The organism is Sorangium sp. So ce131, from assembly GCF_051519095.1.
Classification (GTDB): Bacteria; Myxococcota_A; Polyangia; order Polyangiales; family Polyangiaceae; genus Sorangium.
Window position 1 is genome coordinate 1089357 of record NZ_CP150455.1, and the last position, 16125, is coordinate 1105481.

The 16125-nt window shown below is 72.3% G+C and carries 13 protein-coding genes; 7 read left to right on the plus strand and 6 right to left on the minus strand.

Annotated elements, in window-relative coordinates; genetic code table 11:
• Window positions 1-202: 202 nt before the first annotated feature.
• Together WMF43_RS04050 and WMF43_RS04055 are read left to right on the plus strand one after the other, a co-directional pair.
• Window positions 203-724 (plus strand): DUF2505 domain-containing protein, encoded by a 522-nt coding sequence (locus tag WMF43_RS04050; protein WP_437677611.1) that lies wholly within the window; start codon window positions 203-205, stop codon window positions 722-724.
• A 133-nt stretch (window positions 725-857) separates the two neighbouring features.
• Entirely contained in the window at window positions 858-1886 is a 1029-nt protein-coding gene (locus WMF43_RS04055) for a M28 family metallopeptidase (RefSeq protein ID WP_437677612.1), read from the plus strand.
• A 167-nt stretch (window positions 1887-2053) separates the two neighbouring features.
• On the opposite strand, the gene WMF43_RS04060 is transcribed toward WMF43_RS04055, so the two are convergent.
• Window positions 2054-2899 (minus strand): ribokinase, encoded by an 846-nt coding sequence (locus WMF43_RS04060; RefSeq protein WP_437677613.1) that lies wholly within the window; start codon window positions 2897-2899, stop codon window positions 2054-2056.
• 73 nt (window positions 2900-2972) lie between these two features.
• On the opposite strand from WMF43_RS04060, the gene WMF43_RS04065 reads away from it, so the two are divergent.
• Window positions 2973-3773 carry a GNAT family N-acetyltransferase gene (locus WMF43_RS04065; RefSeq protein ID WP_437677614.1) on the plus strand — a complete coding sequence of 267 codons (801 nt, stop codon included), beginning with the start codon at window positions 2973-2975 and terminating at the stop codon, window positions 3771-3773.
• Between the two features lie 120 nt (window positions 3774-3893).
• Here the strand turns inward: WMF43_RS04065 and WMF43_RS04070 are convergent, their stop codons facing one another.
• The 3 genes from WMF43_RS04070 to WMF43_RS04080 form a co-directional block, all read right to left on the minus strand.
• Window positions 3894-4658: a hypothetical protein gene (locus WMF43_RS04070; protein ID WP_437677615.1), complete on the minus strand. Its 765-nt coding sequence runs from the start codon at window positions 4656-4658 to the stop codon at window positions 3894-3896.
• 23 nt (window positions 4659-4681) lie between these two features.
• Window positions 4682-7816: a TonB-dependent receptor gene (locus tag WMF43_RS04075; RefSeq protein WP_437677616.1), complete on the minus strand. Its 3135-nt coding sequence runs from the start codon at window positions 7814-7816 to the stop codon at window positions 4682-4684.
• A gap of 261 nt (window positions 7817-8077) precedes the next feature.
• Window positions 8078-9967, minus strand: coding sequence for a vWA domain-containing protein (locus WMF43_RS04080; protein ID WP_437677617.1), 1890 nt, complete (start codon window positions 9965-9967; stop codon window positions 8078-8080).
• Window positions 9968-10394: 427 nt separating this feature from the next.
• Between WMF43_RS04080 and WMF43_RS04085 the strand changes: the two genes are divergently transcribed.
• The 3 genes from WMF43_RS04085 (at window position 10395) to WMF43_RS04095 (ending at window position 13351) form a co-directional block, all read left to right on the plus strand.
• Window positions 10395-11210 (plus strand): SIR2 family NAD-dependent protein deacylase, encoded by an 816-nt coding sequence (locus WMF43_RS04085; RefSeq protein WP_437677618.1) that lies wholly within the window; start codon window positions 10395-10397, stop codon window positions 11208-11210.
• Between the two features lie 189 nt (window positions 11211-11399).
• Window positions 11400-11630: a DUF378 domain-containing protein gene (locus tag WMF43_RS04090; protein ID WP_437677619.1), complete on the plus strand. Its 231-nt coding sequence runs from the start codon at window positions 11400-11402 to the stop codon at window positions 11628-11630.
• 368 nt (window positions 11631-11998) lie between these two features.
• Window positions 11999-13351: an erythromycin esterase family protein gene (locus WMF43_RS04095; protein WP_437677620.1), complete on the plus strand. Its 1353-nt coding sequence runs from the start codon at window positions 11999-12001 to the stop codon at window positions 13349-13351.
• A 94-nt stretch (window positions 13352-13445) separates the two neighbouring features.
• On the opposite strand, the gene WMF43_RS04100 is transcribed toward WMF43_RS04095, so the two are convergent.
• Window positions 13446-14294 (minus strand): alpha/beta fold hydrolase, encoded by an 849-nt coding sequence (locus tag WMF43_RS04100; protein WP_437677621.1) that lies wholly within the window; start codon window positions 14292-14294, stop codon window positions 13446-13448.
• A 120-nt stretch (window positions 14295-14414) separates the two neighbouring features.
• Between WMF43_RS04100 and WMF43_RS04105 the strand changes: the two genes are divergently transcribed.
• A complete protein-coding gene (locus tag WMF43_RS04105) occupies window positions 14415-15287 on the plus strand; it encodes an isocitrate lyase/PEP mutase family protein (RefSeq protein ID WP_437677622.1) in 873 nt (290 codons plus the stop codon).
• 207 nt (window positions 15288-15494) lie between these two features.
• On the opposite strand, the gene WMF43_RS04110 is transcribed toward WMF43_RS04105, so the two are convergent.
• Window positions 15495-16115 carry a glutathione S-transferase family protein gene (locus tag WMF43_RS04110; RefSeq protein WP_437677623.1) on the minus strand — a complete coding sequence of 207 codons (621 nt, stop codon included), beginning with the start codon at window positions 16113-16115 and terminating at the stop codon, window positions 15495-15497.
• Window positions 16116-16125 lie beyond the last annotated feature (10 nt).

The following is a 16125-nucleotide window of genomic DNA, read 5'->3' on the forward strand; positions in this document are numbered from 1 at the left end:
AGCGGCCCCTGCGGAGAGGCCCCGGGCCGCGCGGCCCGACTGTCTACTTCTGCCACACGCCGCGTTCTGCCACACGCCGCGCGCCGAACGTCCATGCGAGTCGTCGCGGCGAGGCACCTGCGGTATTCGACGTCGGCGCGCGCCTCGGCGGTTGTCAGCCGCTGCTTCCGGCGGCAAGGTGCGCCGAGGAGAGGGCAATCGCATGATGCAGATCGAGGCGAGGCACCTGATTCACTGCGGCGAGGACACCTTCTGGGAGCTCTTCTTCAGCGGCGAGGTCAACGATCGGATCTACAGCGACATCCTCAAGTTCGCCGCGTTCGAGGTGCTGGAGGAGCGCGACGACGCGCGCGCCCGGGTGCGCAAGGCGACCGGGCAGCCCCGCATTCAAGCGCTGCCCGCCGCGGTCCAGTCGCTGCTCGGCCCGAACTTCCGCTACGTCGAGGACAGCGTGTTCGACAAGGCCTCGCGGACGTGGCGCTGGACGATGACCCCGAGCCTGCTCCAGGGCCGGCTGCGCAACGAGGGCACGCTCCGGGTCGAGCCGTCGGGCCCGGGCCAGGTGACGCGCGTCGCCAGCGCGACCATCGAGGCGAAGGTCTTTGGCCTCGGCAAGATCATCGAAGGGCTCATGGAGAAGGAAATGCGCGCGGGCTGGGACAACAGCGCGGCGTTCCTCAATCGATGGATCGCGGAGCACCCGCCCGAGCGGGCGGCGAGCTGAGGCCGCACGGGCAATGGCTCGGCCGCGCCCCGGGCGACGGCGAGCCCGCGCGTCGTGGTGAATCGTTCCCCGTCCCGAACGGCCGCCGTCAATGGCAAGCTCAGCGGGCGCGGGGGTGTGCTAGCTTGCGCCCATGCGAGGACTGGTCGAGGCGCTGTGCTCCGAGGAGTGCGCGGGGAGGGCCGCTGGTTCGCCGGGGGGGCGTGTCGCGCGCGCGCATATCGTGGAGGCGCTCCGGGACGGGGGGCTGGATCCTTTCGAGCAGGACTTGCCGGCGTGCGGCGGCGCGAATGTGATGGCGGTGCTGCCCGGCGAGGTCGACCGGTACGTCCTCGTGGGCGCCCATTACGATCACCTCGGCCGTGCCGGTCGGTCCACGTATTGGGGCGCGGACGACAACGCCGCGGCGGTCGCGATCCTCGTGGAGGTCGCGCGGGCGCTCGCCGGCGCCCGCCAGCGCGGGCGCGGCGTGATCCTCGCGGCGTTCGACGCCGAGGAGCCGCCTCATTTCATGACGACCGGGATGGGCTCGAAGCGCTTCGCGGCCGAGCCGTGCGTGCCCCTCGACAAGATCGACATGGCCGTGTGCATGGACCTGGTCGGCCACGCGTTCGGCAGCCGGGATCTTCCGGCCGAGGTGCACCGGTCGCTCTTCGCGCTCGGCGCGGAGCGGAGCCGCGGTACGTCCGAGATGGTCGACAGCCTCGCGCGCGCCGAGGACGGCGTCGTGGTCCGGCGCCTCGACGCGGAGGTCATCCCCCCGCTGTCGGATTACGGGCCTTTCTGGGAGCGCGACGTCCCGTTCCTGTTCCTCACGAGCGGGATATGGCGCTACTACCATACTCCGTACGACACCCCGGAGCGCCTCGATTACGAGAAGATGGCGGGGACCGCGCGCTGGCTCGAGCGTTTCGTGCGCGAGACCTGCGCCCGTCCCGAGCCGCGCGTCGCGTTCCAGCGCGGTCGCCGGGACGACCTCTCGACGGCGCGCGCGCTCGCCGACGTGACGGCCGCGCTCGGCGCGAGCACGCCGGAGGCCGCGCAGGGGCACGCGCAGGCCAGGGCGCTGCTCGCCTCGTGCGACCGCGAAGGCCGGCTCCCCGAGGGCGCCCTGAGTGAGGCGCAGGCGCTCGTCAGCAACATCATGGCGCAGCTCGCCTGAGCGGCGGGGGGCCAGGGGCGGGTGAAGACGTGAATGGATGAAGGGAATGGGGGAGAGGAAGGGGGCAGGCGCCGGCGGCTAGGGCGCGCCGTCCTCGCCGACGCACGGCCCGGAGCTCCCCACGTCACGTGGATTGGCGAGCTGGTGTTGCCGTCCTGGCTCCTCGATTAAGGATCTGCAGAGCCCCTCATCCGACGCTCGACCTCGGCGCGCGTCGGATAGGAAGGCTGGCACCCCTCGCGCTCCACCGAGATCCCCGCGGCCGCGATCGCGAGCCGCAGCGCCCCCTCGAGCGCCATCCCGGAGGCGAGGCCGCCCGCGAGCACCCCGGTGAGGGCGTCGCCCGCGCCCGTCGTGTCGACCGCGCGAGCCGGCAGCGCGGGGAGCTCCTCGCCCGAGGGCAGCAGCACCGCGCCGCGCGCGCCCCGCGTGAGCACCACGCGCGCCGGCAGGTGGCCCCGCAGCGCCTCGTGCTCGTGCTCGTTGACCACCGCGATGTCGAAGCGGCCGACGAGCGCAGGATCGATGGCGTTGACCGGCGACGGGTTGCAGATCGACAGCGCGCCGTCGGCCCGCGCGGCCGAGAGCACGCCGGCGATCGCCTCGGTCGGGATCTCGCCCTGGCAGAGCCACACCGCGGCCCCGCACGGCGAGGGCGGCGCGACGAGCGCGTTGGCCCCGGGGATCGCGAGGATCTGGTTCTCCCCGGCCTCGTCGACGCAGATCAAGGCGACCCCCGTCGTCGCGCCGCGGTGGACCGTCACGGCGGAAATGTCCACCCCGTCGGCGGCGAGCGCCGCGGCGCAGAGCTCCCCGTGGGCGTCGTCGCCGCGCGCGCCCACGAGCCGCACGCGGGCGCCCGAGCGCGCCGCCGCGACGGCCTGGTTCGCGCCCTTGCCGCCGGGCGCCACGAGGAAGCGGCGGCCCAGCACCGACTCGCCCGGGCGCGGCAGCCGCGGGCCATAGCCGATCAGGTCGGCGGTGATCGAGCCGCAGATCGCGAGCAACCCCATGCCCCCGCATACCATGAGCGGCTCGCCGGCCGAGGGGCGCTCTTGATACGCTCGTTCTTCACGGAGGCCCCGCATGTCCAACCTGTCCGAGATCGACGAGTCGAATGTCCAGCTCCTCACCGCCTGGAAGTACTTCAGCCGCGACCTGCCTGCCCGGCGCATCGAGGAGATCGACGGCGCTTGCCTCGTCTCCTCGGGGACGCAGATGGCCATGCTCAACATCGTCGCGCTCTCCTCGCCGGCCCGCGACGCCGGCGATCTCGAGCGCCGGGCGCGCCAGGGCCTCGAGCGCGCCCGCGCGGCGGGCGTCCCCTGGTTCATGGTGGTGTCCGACGGATGGTCGCCCGGCGGCGACCCGGCGGTGACCGCCGGGGTGCTGACCAAGCTCGGCTTCCAGCCGGTGCTGGCCATGACGGGCATGGCGACCGACGCGCTCTCCCCGCCGCGGCACGAGCCTGTCGGCCTCGAGCTCCGGCGCGTGTCCGACGCCGAGACCCGCGCCGCCGTCGCCGACATCAACGCCGGCTGTTACGGCACCTCAATCCCGGACACCCGCGCCACGATCGGACACGCATCGAACTGGACCGACGCCGCGTTCGGAAGGGTGGGTTACCTCGACGGCCAGCCCGTGTGCTGCGCGGGGACGTTCCTCGTGGACGGCGTGCGGTACGTGGGCTTCGTCGCCACCGCGGCCGAGCACCGGCGCAAGGGGTACGGCGAGGCGGTCATGCGCCGCTGCCTCGACGACGCCGAGGAGGCCACCGGCCTCCGCCGGACGGTCCTGCACGCGACGGACATCGGCAGGCCTGTGTACGAGGCGATGGGCTACCGCAACGTCACGCGCTTCGTCTTCTTCGCGCCGCCGCAGGCCTGAGCGCACGCCGCCGCAGGCCTGAGCGCACGCCGCCGCAGGCCTGCGCGCGCGCCGCGCAGGCCTGCGCGCGCGCCGCGCAGGCCCGAGCGCGCGCCGCCCGAGGCCTGCGCCGGCCGGCGCTCACTTCAGCGCTTCCGGCAGCTCCTTGAGCACGCAGAGCGCGAGCTCGGGATCGCAGGTGACGCGCTCCTCCAGATCGGGGTTGATCCCGCTGCCGAGCAGCCTGCCGGCCGCGGGATCCGCCTGCGGATCGCAGAGGCTCGGGTCCGTCGTGGGCCCCTCCGCCCCCGCGACCCCGCAGCCGACCGCCGGCGCGAGCCCCACGACGCTGTAGGACGCGGTGCAGCCGTCCTTCGTGTAGGTCAGATCCGCCGTCATCTGCGTCCCAGGGAACGCCGCCGTCACGTAGACGCGGACGTTGCTCCACTCGTAGCGGACGCTCGTCGCGGGGTTGTCCTCGAGCGCCGGGACCTCCAGGGCCGCGGGGCTGAGCGACGGGACCGAGCACACGTCGCGCTCGTCCGGGTCCACCGACGTGAACTCGCCCATCGAGACCACAGCGCCCTTGTCGATCGCGACGCCCGCCGCCTCCGCCCCGCCGGCGAGCGCGCCGAGCCCGGTCGCGCGGATGGCGAGCAACGCCCGCGACAGGTCCTGCACCTTCGGGTCGCCCGCCGAGGAGGGGTTGTATTTTTCCAGTCCGATGACCTCTCCCCGCAGCGCGTCGCAGTCGCCTTCGCCGCGTTTCGAGCCCGGCTTGAGCGTGTACGTCGCGGCGAAGCCGGTGTGCGCGGTGGTGCACTCGACCCTCGGCTGATCGCAGGAGGCGAGCAGCGCCGCGAGGACGACCATCCCACCGAGTTGGATTCCGCTGGTTCGTTTCATGGGGTCTCCGCCTCCGGCGCTGGCTAGAAGGTCACCTTGGCGCTGAGCCGGAACGTGCGCGGCGCCTGGTATGCGACCGGATGACCGAAGTTCGGGTTCTTGTTGACGGCGTCGAACGGCGTCCCGTCCGCGTTCTGAAGCTGGGCGAGATCACCCTTGGTCCCGCCGGGGATCGGCAGCACCTGCGCCGCCGTGTACCGCTCGTCGACCGCGGTCACGGCCTGGAAGTTGAAGACGTTGAACGCGTCGACCGCGAAGAGCAGCGCGCTGTCGCGCGCGAGCTGCACGCCGACGCCGAGGTGGACGTCGATGTCGTGCACCCAGGGCAGGCGCTCGCCGCTCCCGCGCGGCAGGATGAAGATCTCGTCGGGGCCGTATTGCAGGTGGGCGCCGAGGTGCGACGTCGGCGCGCCGGAGCGGGCGCGGTAGGCGCCGCCCAGGTTCACGACGAACCCGGGGCCGAAGACGAAGTCCTTCGCGCCGTACAGCTTGATCTGGTGCCGGCGATCCCCCGGCAGCGGGCCCTCGCGGTTCGGCAGGAGCGACAGCAGATCGAAATCGGTGTTCATGTTCGGGTCGATCTGCTGCGTCTCCGGGCGGAAGAGCCCGGACCAGTTGCCGCGCAGGGACGAGATGCGGTAGCTCGCCTGCCCGAGCCAGCCGCCGGAGAACACCTTCTCCGCATAGAGGGTGAACGCGTCGTAGTTGCGCACGGCCTCCGGGAAGTCGCTCGCCGCGCCGTGCCCCGGGTTGGCGACGAAGTAGGATTTCGCCTCGTCGCGGCTGAGATCCTCGATGATCCGGTTCTGCCAGCGCTTCGTGTACTCGGCGCCGATCCGCAGCTTCGGCGCGATCTCGTACTCGGCGCCGACGACGATCTCGTCGGACGACTGCGGATCGAGCTCCGGATCGACCGGCGTCCTGTCGGCCCCGACGACGCCCCACTTCTGGTTCGGCGCGTGGGGGCCGTCGATCACGACCCGCGAGTCGTCCGACTCGCACGCTCCCTGGATCTGCTCGTCGCTCCTCGGATCGCACAGCGCCGGATCGCGCACCGAGACGACCAGCCGCTCGCCGGGGAACATGCGGTCGGCGATGTTGAGCGGCACGCTCTCGTAATACCGGGCATAGTTCGCGTACAGCTTCGACCGGCCCGACTGCGTGACGTCGTAGATGACGCCGACGCGCGGCGACCACTGGTTCGGCAGGCTCATGCCGAGCTCGCCGTCGTACCCGTAGATGAGCTGCGCGTCGTAACGGACGCCCGCGTTGAGGGTGACGCGGTCGACGATGCTCCAGCTGTCCTGCACGAAGCCGCCGATCGTGAGCGACGTCGACTCGGCCTTGTACGTCGTGAGGTGGACCGGGTCGTCGGGGCCGTTCAGGAACCCGTGGCGGCGGTAGTCGTAGAGCACCGACCCGTCCGGGGCCTCCGTCAAGATGGTGCCGCCCGACTCCCCGCGCTCGCTCGCGTACTGCATGACCTCGACGTCGACGCCGCCCTTGACCACGTGGTGGCCGAGCGCCGGGAACAGGCTCGTCAGCATGGCCTTGGCCTGGTAACGATTGAAGACGGCCTCGGTCAGCACGCCGGGGCCGCCGGAGTAGTAGTAGCCGGGCACCGGACAGCGCGTCTCCCCCTCGGGATCTCCGGGCGCGCAGCGCTCGGTCGCGTCGCTCCCCTCGAACTCGTCGATCGAGCGCGGCGGGGAGCGCTGCCAGAGCACCTGGACGACCTCCGAGAGCCCCTTTCCGCTCCCGATCTTCTCGCCGTCCGAGGCGCGGACGGCGTTGACTTCGTGGTGCATGCCGAGCGTGACGTCGAGCAGGTAACGCTTGTTGCTGAACGCGGAGGACCACTTGAGCGCGGCGTCGGTCGCGCTGGTCACGTACTTGTGCGCGATGGCCTCGAAGGGGCCGTTGATGATGCCGCCGTTGTAGGAGTTGTCGATCTCGATCCTGCCGTCCCGCGGGTTCATCCCGAAGCGCCCGTCGCCGCCCGACGTCGTCGGCGTGCCGTAGACGGACAGCGACACGGTGTTGTCCGGATCGACGAGCAGCGTGAGCTTGCCGAGGTACTGCACGCTCTCTTGCGCGGCGTAGTAGACGTCCGTCGTCCCCGGCAGCCGCTCCGAGCCGAGGGCCCCGCCGCCCGCCGCGTTGTTCGCGGGCCCGAGCAGGTTCAGGTTGCGCTCGAGGCGGTAGGTCGCGAACGACGGCGACACCCCGGCGTAGAACCACAGCCTGTCCTTCAGGATCGGGCCGCCGAGCTCGAACCCGAAGTCACGGAGCGAGGACAGGCTCACGTCCGTGGTGATCGCGCTCCGCTGCTGGACGACGCGGGTCCGCGCGCCCTCGAAGATCCCGGGCGTGATGCTGAAGAAGGCCGCGCCGTGAAACTCGTTGGATCCGGACTTGGTGGCGACGTTGTAGTAGCCGCCCGTGGAGCGGCCGTACTCCGGCATGTAACCGCCGGTGATCACGTTGACCTCGTCGACGAACTCGACCGAGAGCGGCGTCCCGAGGATGCCGAACCCCGGGTTGTTCACCGACAGGCCGTCGATGACATATTGATTCTCCGGCGAGCTCGTCCCGCTGATCGACACGCCGTACCGGTCGGCGACCGCGCCCGGCGCGATCTCGGCGAGCGACTCGAACGATCGGGTGGCCCCCCCCTTGGTGCTCGGCGGGTTGAGCGGGATCCGGCTCACGAAGTCGGAGCTCACGTTGACGCCGGTCGCGCTCGAGCCGACATCGACCGTCGGCGGGGAGGCGACGACCACGATCTCCGGCGCCTGGATCGCCTCGGGCAGGAGCTGGGTGTTCACCCGGATCGTGCTGTCGAGCCGAAGCTCGACGCCGCCGCGGCTGTACGGCCGATAGGCCTCCTTGTCGAGACGCAGCGTGTAGGTCCCCGGCGGGAGGTTCGGGATGCGGTATTGACCGGAGCCGTCGGTCACCACCGTCTGCTCGCCCTGCAGGGCGGGAGACGTGACGGTGACGACTACGTCCGAGGCGGGCCGGTTCGTGGCCGCGTCGACGACCGTCCCCGTGAGGACAGCAGAGCCGGCCGCGAGCGCCGTGGCGGGCGCGATCGCGCTCGCGAGCGCGAGCAGGGGCGCGGCCCAGCGGGCGCGCCTCGGACACGAATGGATCATGCGGGCTCCTCGAAGGCGTTCAATACAAGCTGCCGTCGGTCACCATACACGCGGTGTTGCGCCGAGCATAGACCCACGCCGCGTCGCGCCCTGCGCCGGGCGCGGCGCGCTTGAACCTCGCGCGCGTGAAGCTGGGTGTGAGATCCGGAGAGGCGGGCGCAGGATGGAGGCCGAGCGGCGCCGCGCCGCGCCGCGCCGCGCCGCGCCACACCGTGCTCGCGGCGGGGCGCGCGCGGCGACGCCGGGGCGCGGGGGCGCGGGTCAATTCGTGGTCTTCGACGCCACGGCGTCCGTCCTCCCGCCGGCGATCGCGCCGGCGCGCCGGACGAGGGCGATGAGCTCCTGCTGGTCGCCCTTGCTGGACGCGGCGCCCCGCGCGATCCGCTCGACGTCGGCGAGCCGCCACGCCCGCGCGTGCGGGCTCCTGCGCAGGATCTCCGAGAAGCCGGCCACCGCGGCCGCGAAGCGGAGATCGGCCGGCGCGGCGTCGAAGGTGGCGGCGACGGCGCCCGGCGCCATCTTGAACGTCGTCTCCTCGGCCCGGTCCGAGCCGAGCGGCGCCTTGTGGCGCAGGCGCACCACGATCGGCGACGCGCCCTCGCCCCGCGCCGCGGGGCCCTTCAGCTCGACGTCGTAGAGGGCGGTCACGCTGTGCCCGGCGCCGATCTCGCCGGCGTCCACGCGGTCGTTCCGGAAGTCCCGGTCGGCCACGTTCCGGTTCTCGTAGCCGATGAGCCGGTAACTCTTGACGACGTTCGGGTCGAACTCGACCTGGATCTTCACGTCGCGCGCGATGACCTCGAGCATCCCGCCGGCCTGCTCCGAGAAGACGCGCCGCGCCTGGGCGTCGCTGTCGATGTAGGCGTAGTTGCCGTCGCCCTGGTTGGCGAGCTGCTCCATCATCACGTCCTTGTAGTTGCCCTGGCCGAACCCGACGGTGGACAGCGTGATGCCCTTGTCCCGCGCGCGCTTGATCGTCTTCAGGATCTCCTCGTGGGAGGTCGGCCCGACGTTCGCGTCGCCGTCGGAGAGCACGATGACGCGGTTCACGTGCCCCTTCACGAGCGTCCGCTCCGCCAGGCTGTACGCGAGGTCGATCCCGCTCGCCATCGCGGTGGAGCCGCCCGCGGTGAGGTCGTCGAGGGCGGCGAGGATCCGCCCCTTGCCCTCGATGCCCGTCGGCGCGAGCACCTCGCGCACGCTGCCCGCGTAGGTGCAGAGCGCGACGGTGTCGCCCGGCTTGAGCGTCTCGGTGAGCATCTTGAGGCTCTTCTTCGCGAGCCCGATCCGGTCCGGCGCCTGCATGGAACCGCTCGTGTCGACGAGGTACACGAGGTGCACCGGCGTCCGGTCCTTGGCCGCGACGCGCTTGCCCTGGACCGCGACGCGGACGAGGTGGTGGCCCGCGGTGAACGGCGAGGGCGCGGCCGCGAGGTGCACGGCGAAGGGGCCTGTCGCGGGCGACGGATACCCGTAGTCGAAGTAGTTGAGGAACTCCTCGGCGCGCACGGCCTGGTACGGGGGCAGCGCGCCGTCGAGGATCTTGCGGCGCGCGATGGCGTACGAGGCGGTGTCCACGTCGATCGCGAACGTCGAGAACCGGTCCCGCTGGGGGTCCTCCACCGGGTTGACGCCGTAGTCCTGGTACGACTCGCTGCTCTGGGGCTCGGGCGCGGGGACGGCGACCGCCGCGGACGCACCGGCCGGTCGCGTCGTGACCACGTGCGGCGGGACGGGAGCGGCCTTCTTGGGCGCCGGCGCGGCGGTCGCCTGGGAGGGGCGCGGCGCCGGGCTGCCGGCCGTGGTCGCCCTGCCGCCCGGGGCCACCGGCGCGGGGGCGATCGGCGCGCGGGCCATCGGCGCAGCGGCCGGCGGGGGCGGGGCCGGCTGGGCCATCGGCGCAGCGACCGGCGGGGGCGGGGCCGGTTGGGCCATCGGCGCCGCGTCGTCCGCGACGGGCGCGGCTGCCTCGGCCTGCACCTGCGCCCCCTCGGCGCGGGCCTCGCTCTCCGGCGCGTCGTACTCCGGCTGCGCGGCGCGCGTGGGGACGGCGTCCCGCGCCGGCGCGGCGGCAGGGCCGGACGCGCTGCAGCCGACGAGCAGCACGGTCAAGAGGGCAGGGGCGACGAGGTGGTTGGGCCGGGTGCGCATGGAAGTCCTCCTTCAGGGGATCGCGAGCGCAGATCCCCGCATCACGTTCTCGTGCGGCGTCATCGCCGTGCCCCACGCGCGCTGTCGCGGGGAGCAGACGAGAGACGTCTCGCGGCCGGGGCTCGCGACGGCGAAGCCCCGTTGCGCCCGAGTGCCGAGGAAACGCGGCCGCCTCGGCCGACCTTACAGCGCGCGATCGACGATGCTCGACGGCGAGCGCGGCGCCGCGCCCCGCGCCCCCGGGCGGGCCGCGCGCCGCCGTGCGGGCCGCCGAAACCCGCCGCGCCGCGGCGGAGCGGCGGGAGGAACGGGCCATAACCAATCGAAAGAATTATAGTTTTTTCTTTTGCTCGGCGCCCGCGGCCGCCCCGCGTACCTCGCGGGGAGGATAAGAAGGTCGATCGGTGCTTCAGCCAAGAGGTCCGCGATGAACACGACGAGCCGCGAGCGCTTCCAGTCCACGTTGGCCCGCTCCAAGAAGATCGCCGTCCTGACGGGCGCCGGCGTGTCGGCGGAGTCGGGCATCCCCACGTTCCGCGGCGCCGGCGGGCTGTGGCGGCGCTACGAGGCCACGAGCCTCGCCTCGCCCGAGGCGTGGCAGCGCGATCCCGGCCTCGTGTGGGAGTTCTACAACCACCGCCGCGAGCGCGCGCTCGGCTGCAGCCCGAACCCGGCCCACCGCGCGCTCGTGCGCCTGGAGGATCGGTTCCGGGACGCGGGCGGCGCCTTCACCCTGATCACCCAGAACATCGACGGCCTGCACGAGCGGGCGGGCTCCCGGAACGTGGTCCGGCTTCACGGCTCGCTCTGGCAGGTGCGTTGCCTCTCGTGCGCGCGTGTGACCGAGAACCGCGAGGTGCCGATCACGCCCGCGTTCGCGGGCAGCGGCTCCCCCGATCCGGAGGCCGGCGACCGCCGCTTCACCGCGGCGGAGCTGCCCCGCTGCCCCTGCGGCGGCGTGCTGCGCCCGCACGTGGTCTGGTTCGGCGAGCCCCTCGACGCGGGCGACATCGCCGCGGCCACCGCCGCGGTCGAGGGGTGCGACCTCCTGATCGTCGTCGGCACGTCGGCCGTGGTGTACCCCGCCGCCGGCTTCGTCCCTATGGCCAAGCGCCAGGGCGCCCGCATCGCCGAGGTCAACGTCGAGCCCAGCGCGGTCACCGGCCTCTGCGACTTCGTGTTCACCGGCAGCGCGGGCGAGATCCTCCCCTCCCTGCTCGACGTGGCGCCGGCGCGCGCGTGACGCGCGGCGCCCGGTCGCCGAGCGGCCGGCGGGCGTCACGCGCCCCGGCGCAGGCCCCGGCGCGAAGCGCGCCCCAGGCGAGCCGCCTCATCCTCGGCGGGCCGACGGCGTCAGCGGCCCTGCGCGACGCCCGCCGGCGCGCGCGCGCTGCACGCGGCGCGCGGCGCGGACCGTGCTTCTCCACGCGCCATGGAACAGGTCAATCGTGGGAGAATTTCAGGGCTGACGTGGGCTGCGATCGCGCTCGTCGTGATCGGCGCGATCAACTGGGGACTCTTGGGGCTGTTCGACTTCAACCTGGTCTCCGCCATTTTCGGTCCGCTCAGCGTGATCAGCCGGATCATCTACGTGCTCGTCGGGCTCGCCGGGCTCTACCTCCTCTACGCCGCGACCCAGCTTGAGCGGCGCGCTCGCGTCTGAGCGCCGGCCCGCGCGGCGGCGCCCACCGCGGCTCCGGCGCGCGCCGCGCGCGCCCCGCGCGCGCGCCGGGAGCGGGGAGAGGTCCGGGCAACCTGGGTATCAGGCGACTCCTGAGGTCGTGCTCCATGTCGGCGCGGGCTTCACGGGCTGCGTGGAACACGTAAACTACGCACAGCAAGCAGAACAGCGCGCCTGCCGGGAGGACAGCACCGGAACCGTGAACCCATGAGAACAGCGAGCTCAGCGGCGAGTGATTGCGCTCCTGGCGATTGCGCTCCTCGTGCGTCACGGGCTTCGAGTCGCCTGGCGCGGCGTCCGGAGCCGCGCCCCGAAGGAGCTCAGGCCGCGACAGCGCAAGGAGTGAAGCGATGCCCACCTCACGAGAACCCGTGATCGCCCTCGTCGGCGACGCCGCCCGCCCGCTGCGCGGCGTCGCGCGAGACTACGACGGCCTGATCGACGCCATCGGCGAGAGCCGGTTCGTCCTGCTCGGCGAGGCGACGCACGGCACGCACGACTTCTATCAGGCGCGCGCCCAGCTGACGCGGCGCCTGATCGCCGAGAAGGGCTTCACGGCGGTCATCGTCGAGGCGGACTGGCCGGACGCGTACCGCGTGAACCGCTACGTCCGCGGCACGGACGACGATCGCAGCGCCGAGGAGGCGCTCCGCGGGTTCAAGCGGTTCCCCCAGTGGATGTGGCGCAACCAGGACGTGCTCGAGCTCGTCAACTGGCTCCGCGAGCACAACGCCGGTGTCCCGCGCGGGCGGCCCAAGGCGGGCTTCTACGGTATGGATCTTTACAGCCTGTATGCGTCCATGGACGCCGTCCTCAGCTACCTCGATCGCGTCGATCCCGAGGCCGCCAGCCGGGCGCGGCGCCGGTACGGGTGTTTCGAGCGGTTCAGCGAGGATCCGCAGGTGTACGGGTATGCGGCCGGCTTCGAGCTGAGCGGGTCGTGCGAGCGCGAGGTGGTCGAGCAGCTGACGGAGCTGATGAAGAAGCAGGCCGAGTACGCGAGGCTCGACGGGCGCGTCGCCGAGGACGAGTACTTCCAGGTCGAGCAGAACGCGCGGCTCGTGCAGAGCGCCGAGGAGTATTACCGCACCATGTTCCGCGGCCCGGTGTCGTCGTGGAACCTGCGCGATCGCTACATGGTCGATACGGTCGAGGCGCTGGTCGCGCACCTCGACCGGTTCCACCCGCCGACCAAGGCCGTCCTCTGGGCCCACAACTCGCACCTCGGCGACGCGCGCGCGACGCAGATGGGCGAGGGCGGCGAGTGGAACGTCGGCCAGCTGATGCGCGAGCGCTTCGGCGACGACGTCTTCCTCGTCGGCTTCTCCACGCACGCCGGGACGGTGCTGGCCGCCTCCGAGTGGGGTGGTCCCGCGGAGATCAAGCGCATCCGGCCGTCCTTGCCGAACAGCTACGAGCGGCTGTTCCACGACGTGGGCCAGCCGCGCTTCTGGCTGAACCTGAGGCCGCGGGCGGGCGCGGGCCGCGAGCTCGTGGGGGCGCTGCGCGAGCGCTCCCTCGAGCGGGCCATCGGCGTGCTCTACCTGCCGGAGACCGAGCGGACGAGCCACTACTTCGAGGCGAAGCTCAGCGAGCAGTTCGACGCGGTCATTCACGTCGACGAGAGCACCGCGGTGCGGCCGCTGGAGTGGACGGCCGAGTGGCGCGAGAAGGAGGCGGAGGCGTTCCCGACCGGGATGTGAGCGCAGGGGACAGGCGCGCTGTTGGGCGGCGGGGAGGCGGGCGGCGGAGGCGGAGGCGGGCGGCGACGAGGAGCAGGCCGCCCGGGCGGCGCGCTCAGGACGCCGCGCTGGTCTGGCTGCCCGGCCCCTGCGCGCGCGCGGCGGCCGAGCGCGCCTCGATGAACCGCGACACGGTGTCGACGAACGCCTCCGGGTTCTCGACCTGCGGGCAGTGCCCGGTCGCCGGGATGAACGTGAGCTGCGAGCCCGGCAGCGACGCGTGCAGCTTCTTCGCGTCGTTCGCGGTGGTGCCCGCGAGCCGATCCGCCTCGCCCCACACGAGGAGCGGCTTGGCGTCGAGCGGAGCCCTGGCGCCTCCCTGGAGGACGACGTCCAGCATCACGTCGAGCTGGGGCGGAGCCGGGTGCTCGAGCACCTCGCGCAGCGCCGCGGGGGCGCGCCGCGGGTCGGCGTACGCGCGGCCGAGGATGCCGGGGCTGTACGAGAGCTTCCGGACCAGCGCGCGCAGCATCTGGCGCGGCAGCGGCTGTTTCCCGAGCCAGCCGACGAACCGCGGCAGCTCGGGGAGGGGAGCGCCGTTGACGAGCACGAGCCCTCGGCAGCGCGCCGCGCGCTCGACCGCGAGCCACGACACGATGGCTGCGCCGATCGAGTTGCCGACGCACCACGCGCTGGAGACGCCGAGCCCGTCGAGGAGCCGATCGAGCCAGCGCGCGTAGGCGCCGATGGATCCCAGCCCCTCTTGGTCCGAGCGCCCGATGCCGGGCAGGTCGGGCGCGATCACCTGGTACCGCTCCGCGAGCTGGTCCCAGACGGGCGCCCAGTGCATCGACGCTCCGCCCCAACCCCCGTGCACGAGGAGCAGCGGCTCGCCCTGACCCCCCGTGTACGCGCGGGCGGGTCGGCCGTCGACCGCGAGCTCCTTCAGCGACACCGTGCTCATGGCTCTCTCCTCCGCGGATCCACCGCGGCGCATCCTGCCTCCCGCCGGCGGCCATCGGCAACAGAAACCCAGGCGTCTTCCGCTTGCCAGGAGGGCGTCGGGCCGGGGTATCGTCGCGCCGTGTCCCCCGCCCAGAAGCTCCGCGCGCTCCTCGACACGCCCGGCCTCCTCGTCATGCCCTGCTGTTTCGACGCGCTGTCGGCGCGGCTGATCGAGCAGGCCGGCTTCTCGCTGACGTTCATGAGCGGCTTCGCGGTCTCCGCCGCGCGGCTCGGGGCGCCCGACACGGGGCTCATCTCGTATGGCGAGATGGTCGACCAGGCGCGGGCGATCTGCGCCGCGGTGTCGATCCCGGTGATCGGCGACGGGGACACGGGTTACGGCAACGCGATGAACGTGAAGCGCACGGCGCGCGGCTACGCGCAGGCCGGGCTCGCCTGCGTCATGATCGAGGATCAGGTGGCGCCGAAGCGCTGCGGCCACACGCGGGGCAAGCAGGTCGTCCCCCGCGACGAGGCGTTCACGCGCGTGCAGGCCGCGGTCGACGCGCGCGACGAGGGCGCCGGCGTGCTCGTCATGGCCCGCACCGACGCCCGGCAGACGCACGGCTTCGAGGAGGCCCTCTCCCGGGCCAAGGCGTTCGCCGACCTCGGGGCGGACATCGTGTTCCTGGAGGCGCCCGAGAGCGTCGAGGAGATGCGCGCGTTCTGCCGCGAGGTGCGCGCGCCGACCATGGCGAACATGCTGGATCACGGCAAGACGCCCGTGCTGCCGCCGGCGGAGCTCGCGGCGATAGGCTACAAGATCGCGGCGTACCCGCTCACGCTGCTGTCGGTGGCGGCCGCGGCCATGCGCGACGCGCTTTCGACGTTGCGCGGCGGCGGGCACCCGGACCCCCGGATGAGCTTCGAGGCGCTCCAGGGGATCGTCGGGTTCCCCGAGTACTACGCCGAGGAGGAGCGGTATGCGAAGCCGCCGGCCAGCGGCGGCTAGCTCCGCCTGTCAGAAGTCGTGGCAGGGATCACGGTGAGACAAGAGAGATTTCAACGCAAAGACGCAAAGACGCAAAGACGCAAAGACGCAAACAAACACAGAGAAAATTCTGGTTTGCGCCTTTGCGCCTTTGCGCCTTTGCGTTGAAATCTCTCGGGATCCCTGGCCAGACTCGTGACGCTCGGAATTAGGCCTGGGCCGCGCGCGTCAGGCGAGCGGGAGATCCACCCAGCGCTCGAAGCCAGGCCGGCGCTTGATGCGGCCATACCACGCATCGACGTGCTGGAGCGCGGGCCGCTCGATCGGCAGATTGTACCACCGCTGCGCGGCCACCCCGAGGGGGATGTCGGCGAAGGTGAAGTACTCCCCGGCGGCCCAGGGGTGGCGAGAGAGCTCCTTGTCGAGGATGGCGAGCGCGGCGAGCGCCGCCTTGTGCGCGGCGCCGATGGCGTCCTTGTCGCGGCGCTCCTCCGGCGTGCGCACGAGCTGCACGAGGAGCGCGCGGACCGGGGGCCACAACGTCCCGAACTGCCAGTCCGTCCAAGCGTCGGCGCGCGCCCTGTCCGCGAGGTCGCTCGGCTGGAGGGGCGGCGAGCCGTAACGCGCGAAGAGATACCGCACGACCGCGTGCGACTCCCAGAGCACCAGGGGGCCGTCCTCGAGCGTGGGGACCAGCCCGTTGGGGTTGAGCGTGAGGTAGTCGGCGTCCCGCACGCGGCCGAACGGCCCGCCGGCGTCGACGCGCTCGAAATCGAGCCGCAGCTCGTCGAGCGCCCAGAGGACCTTCTGCACGTTGGAAGAGTTCTTGTGACCCCAGAGTCTCAGCATGATGTCCTGT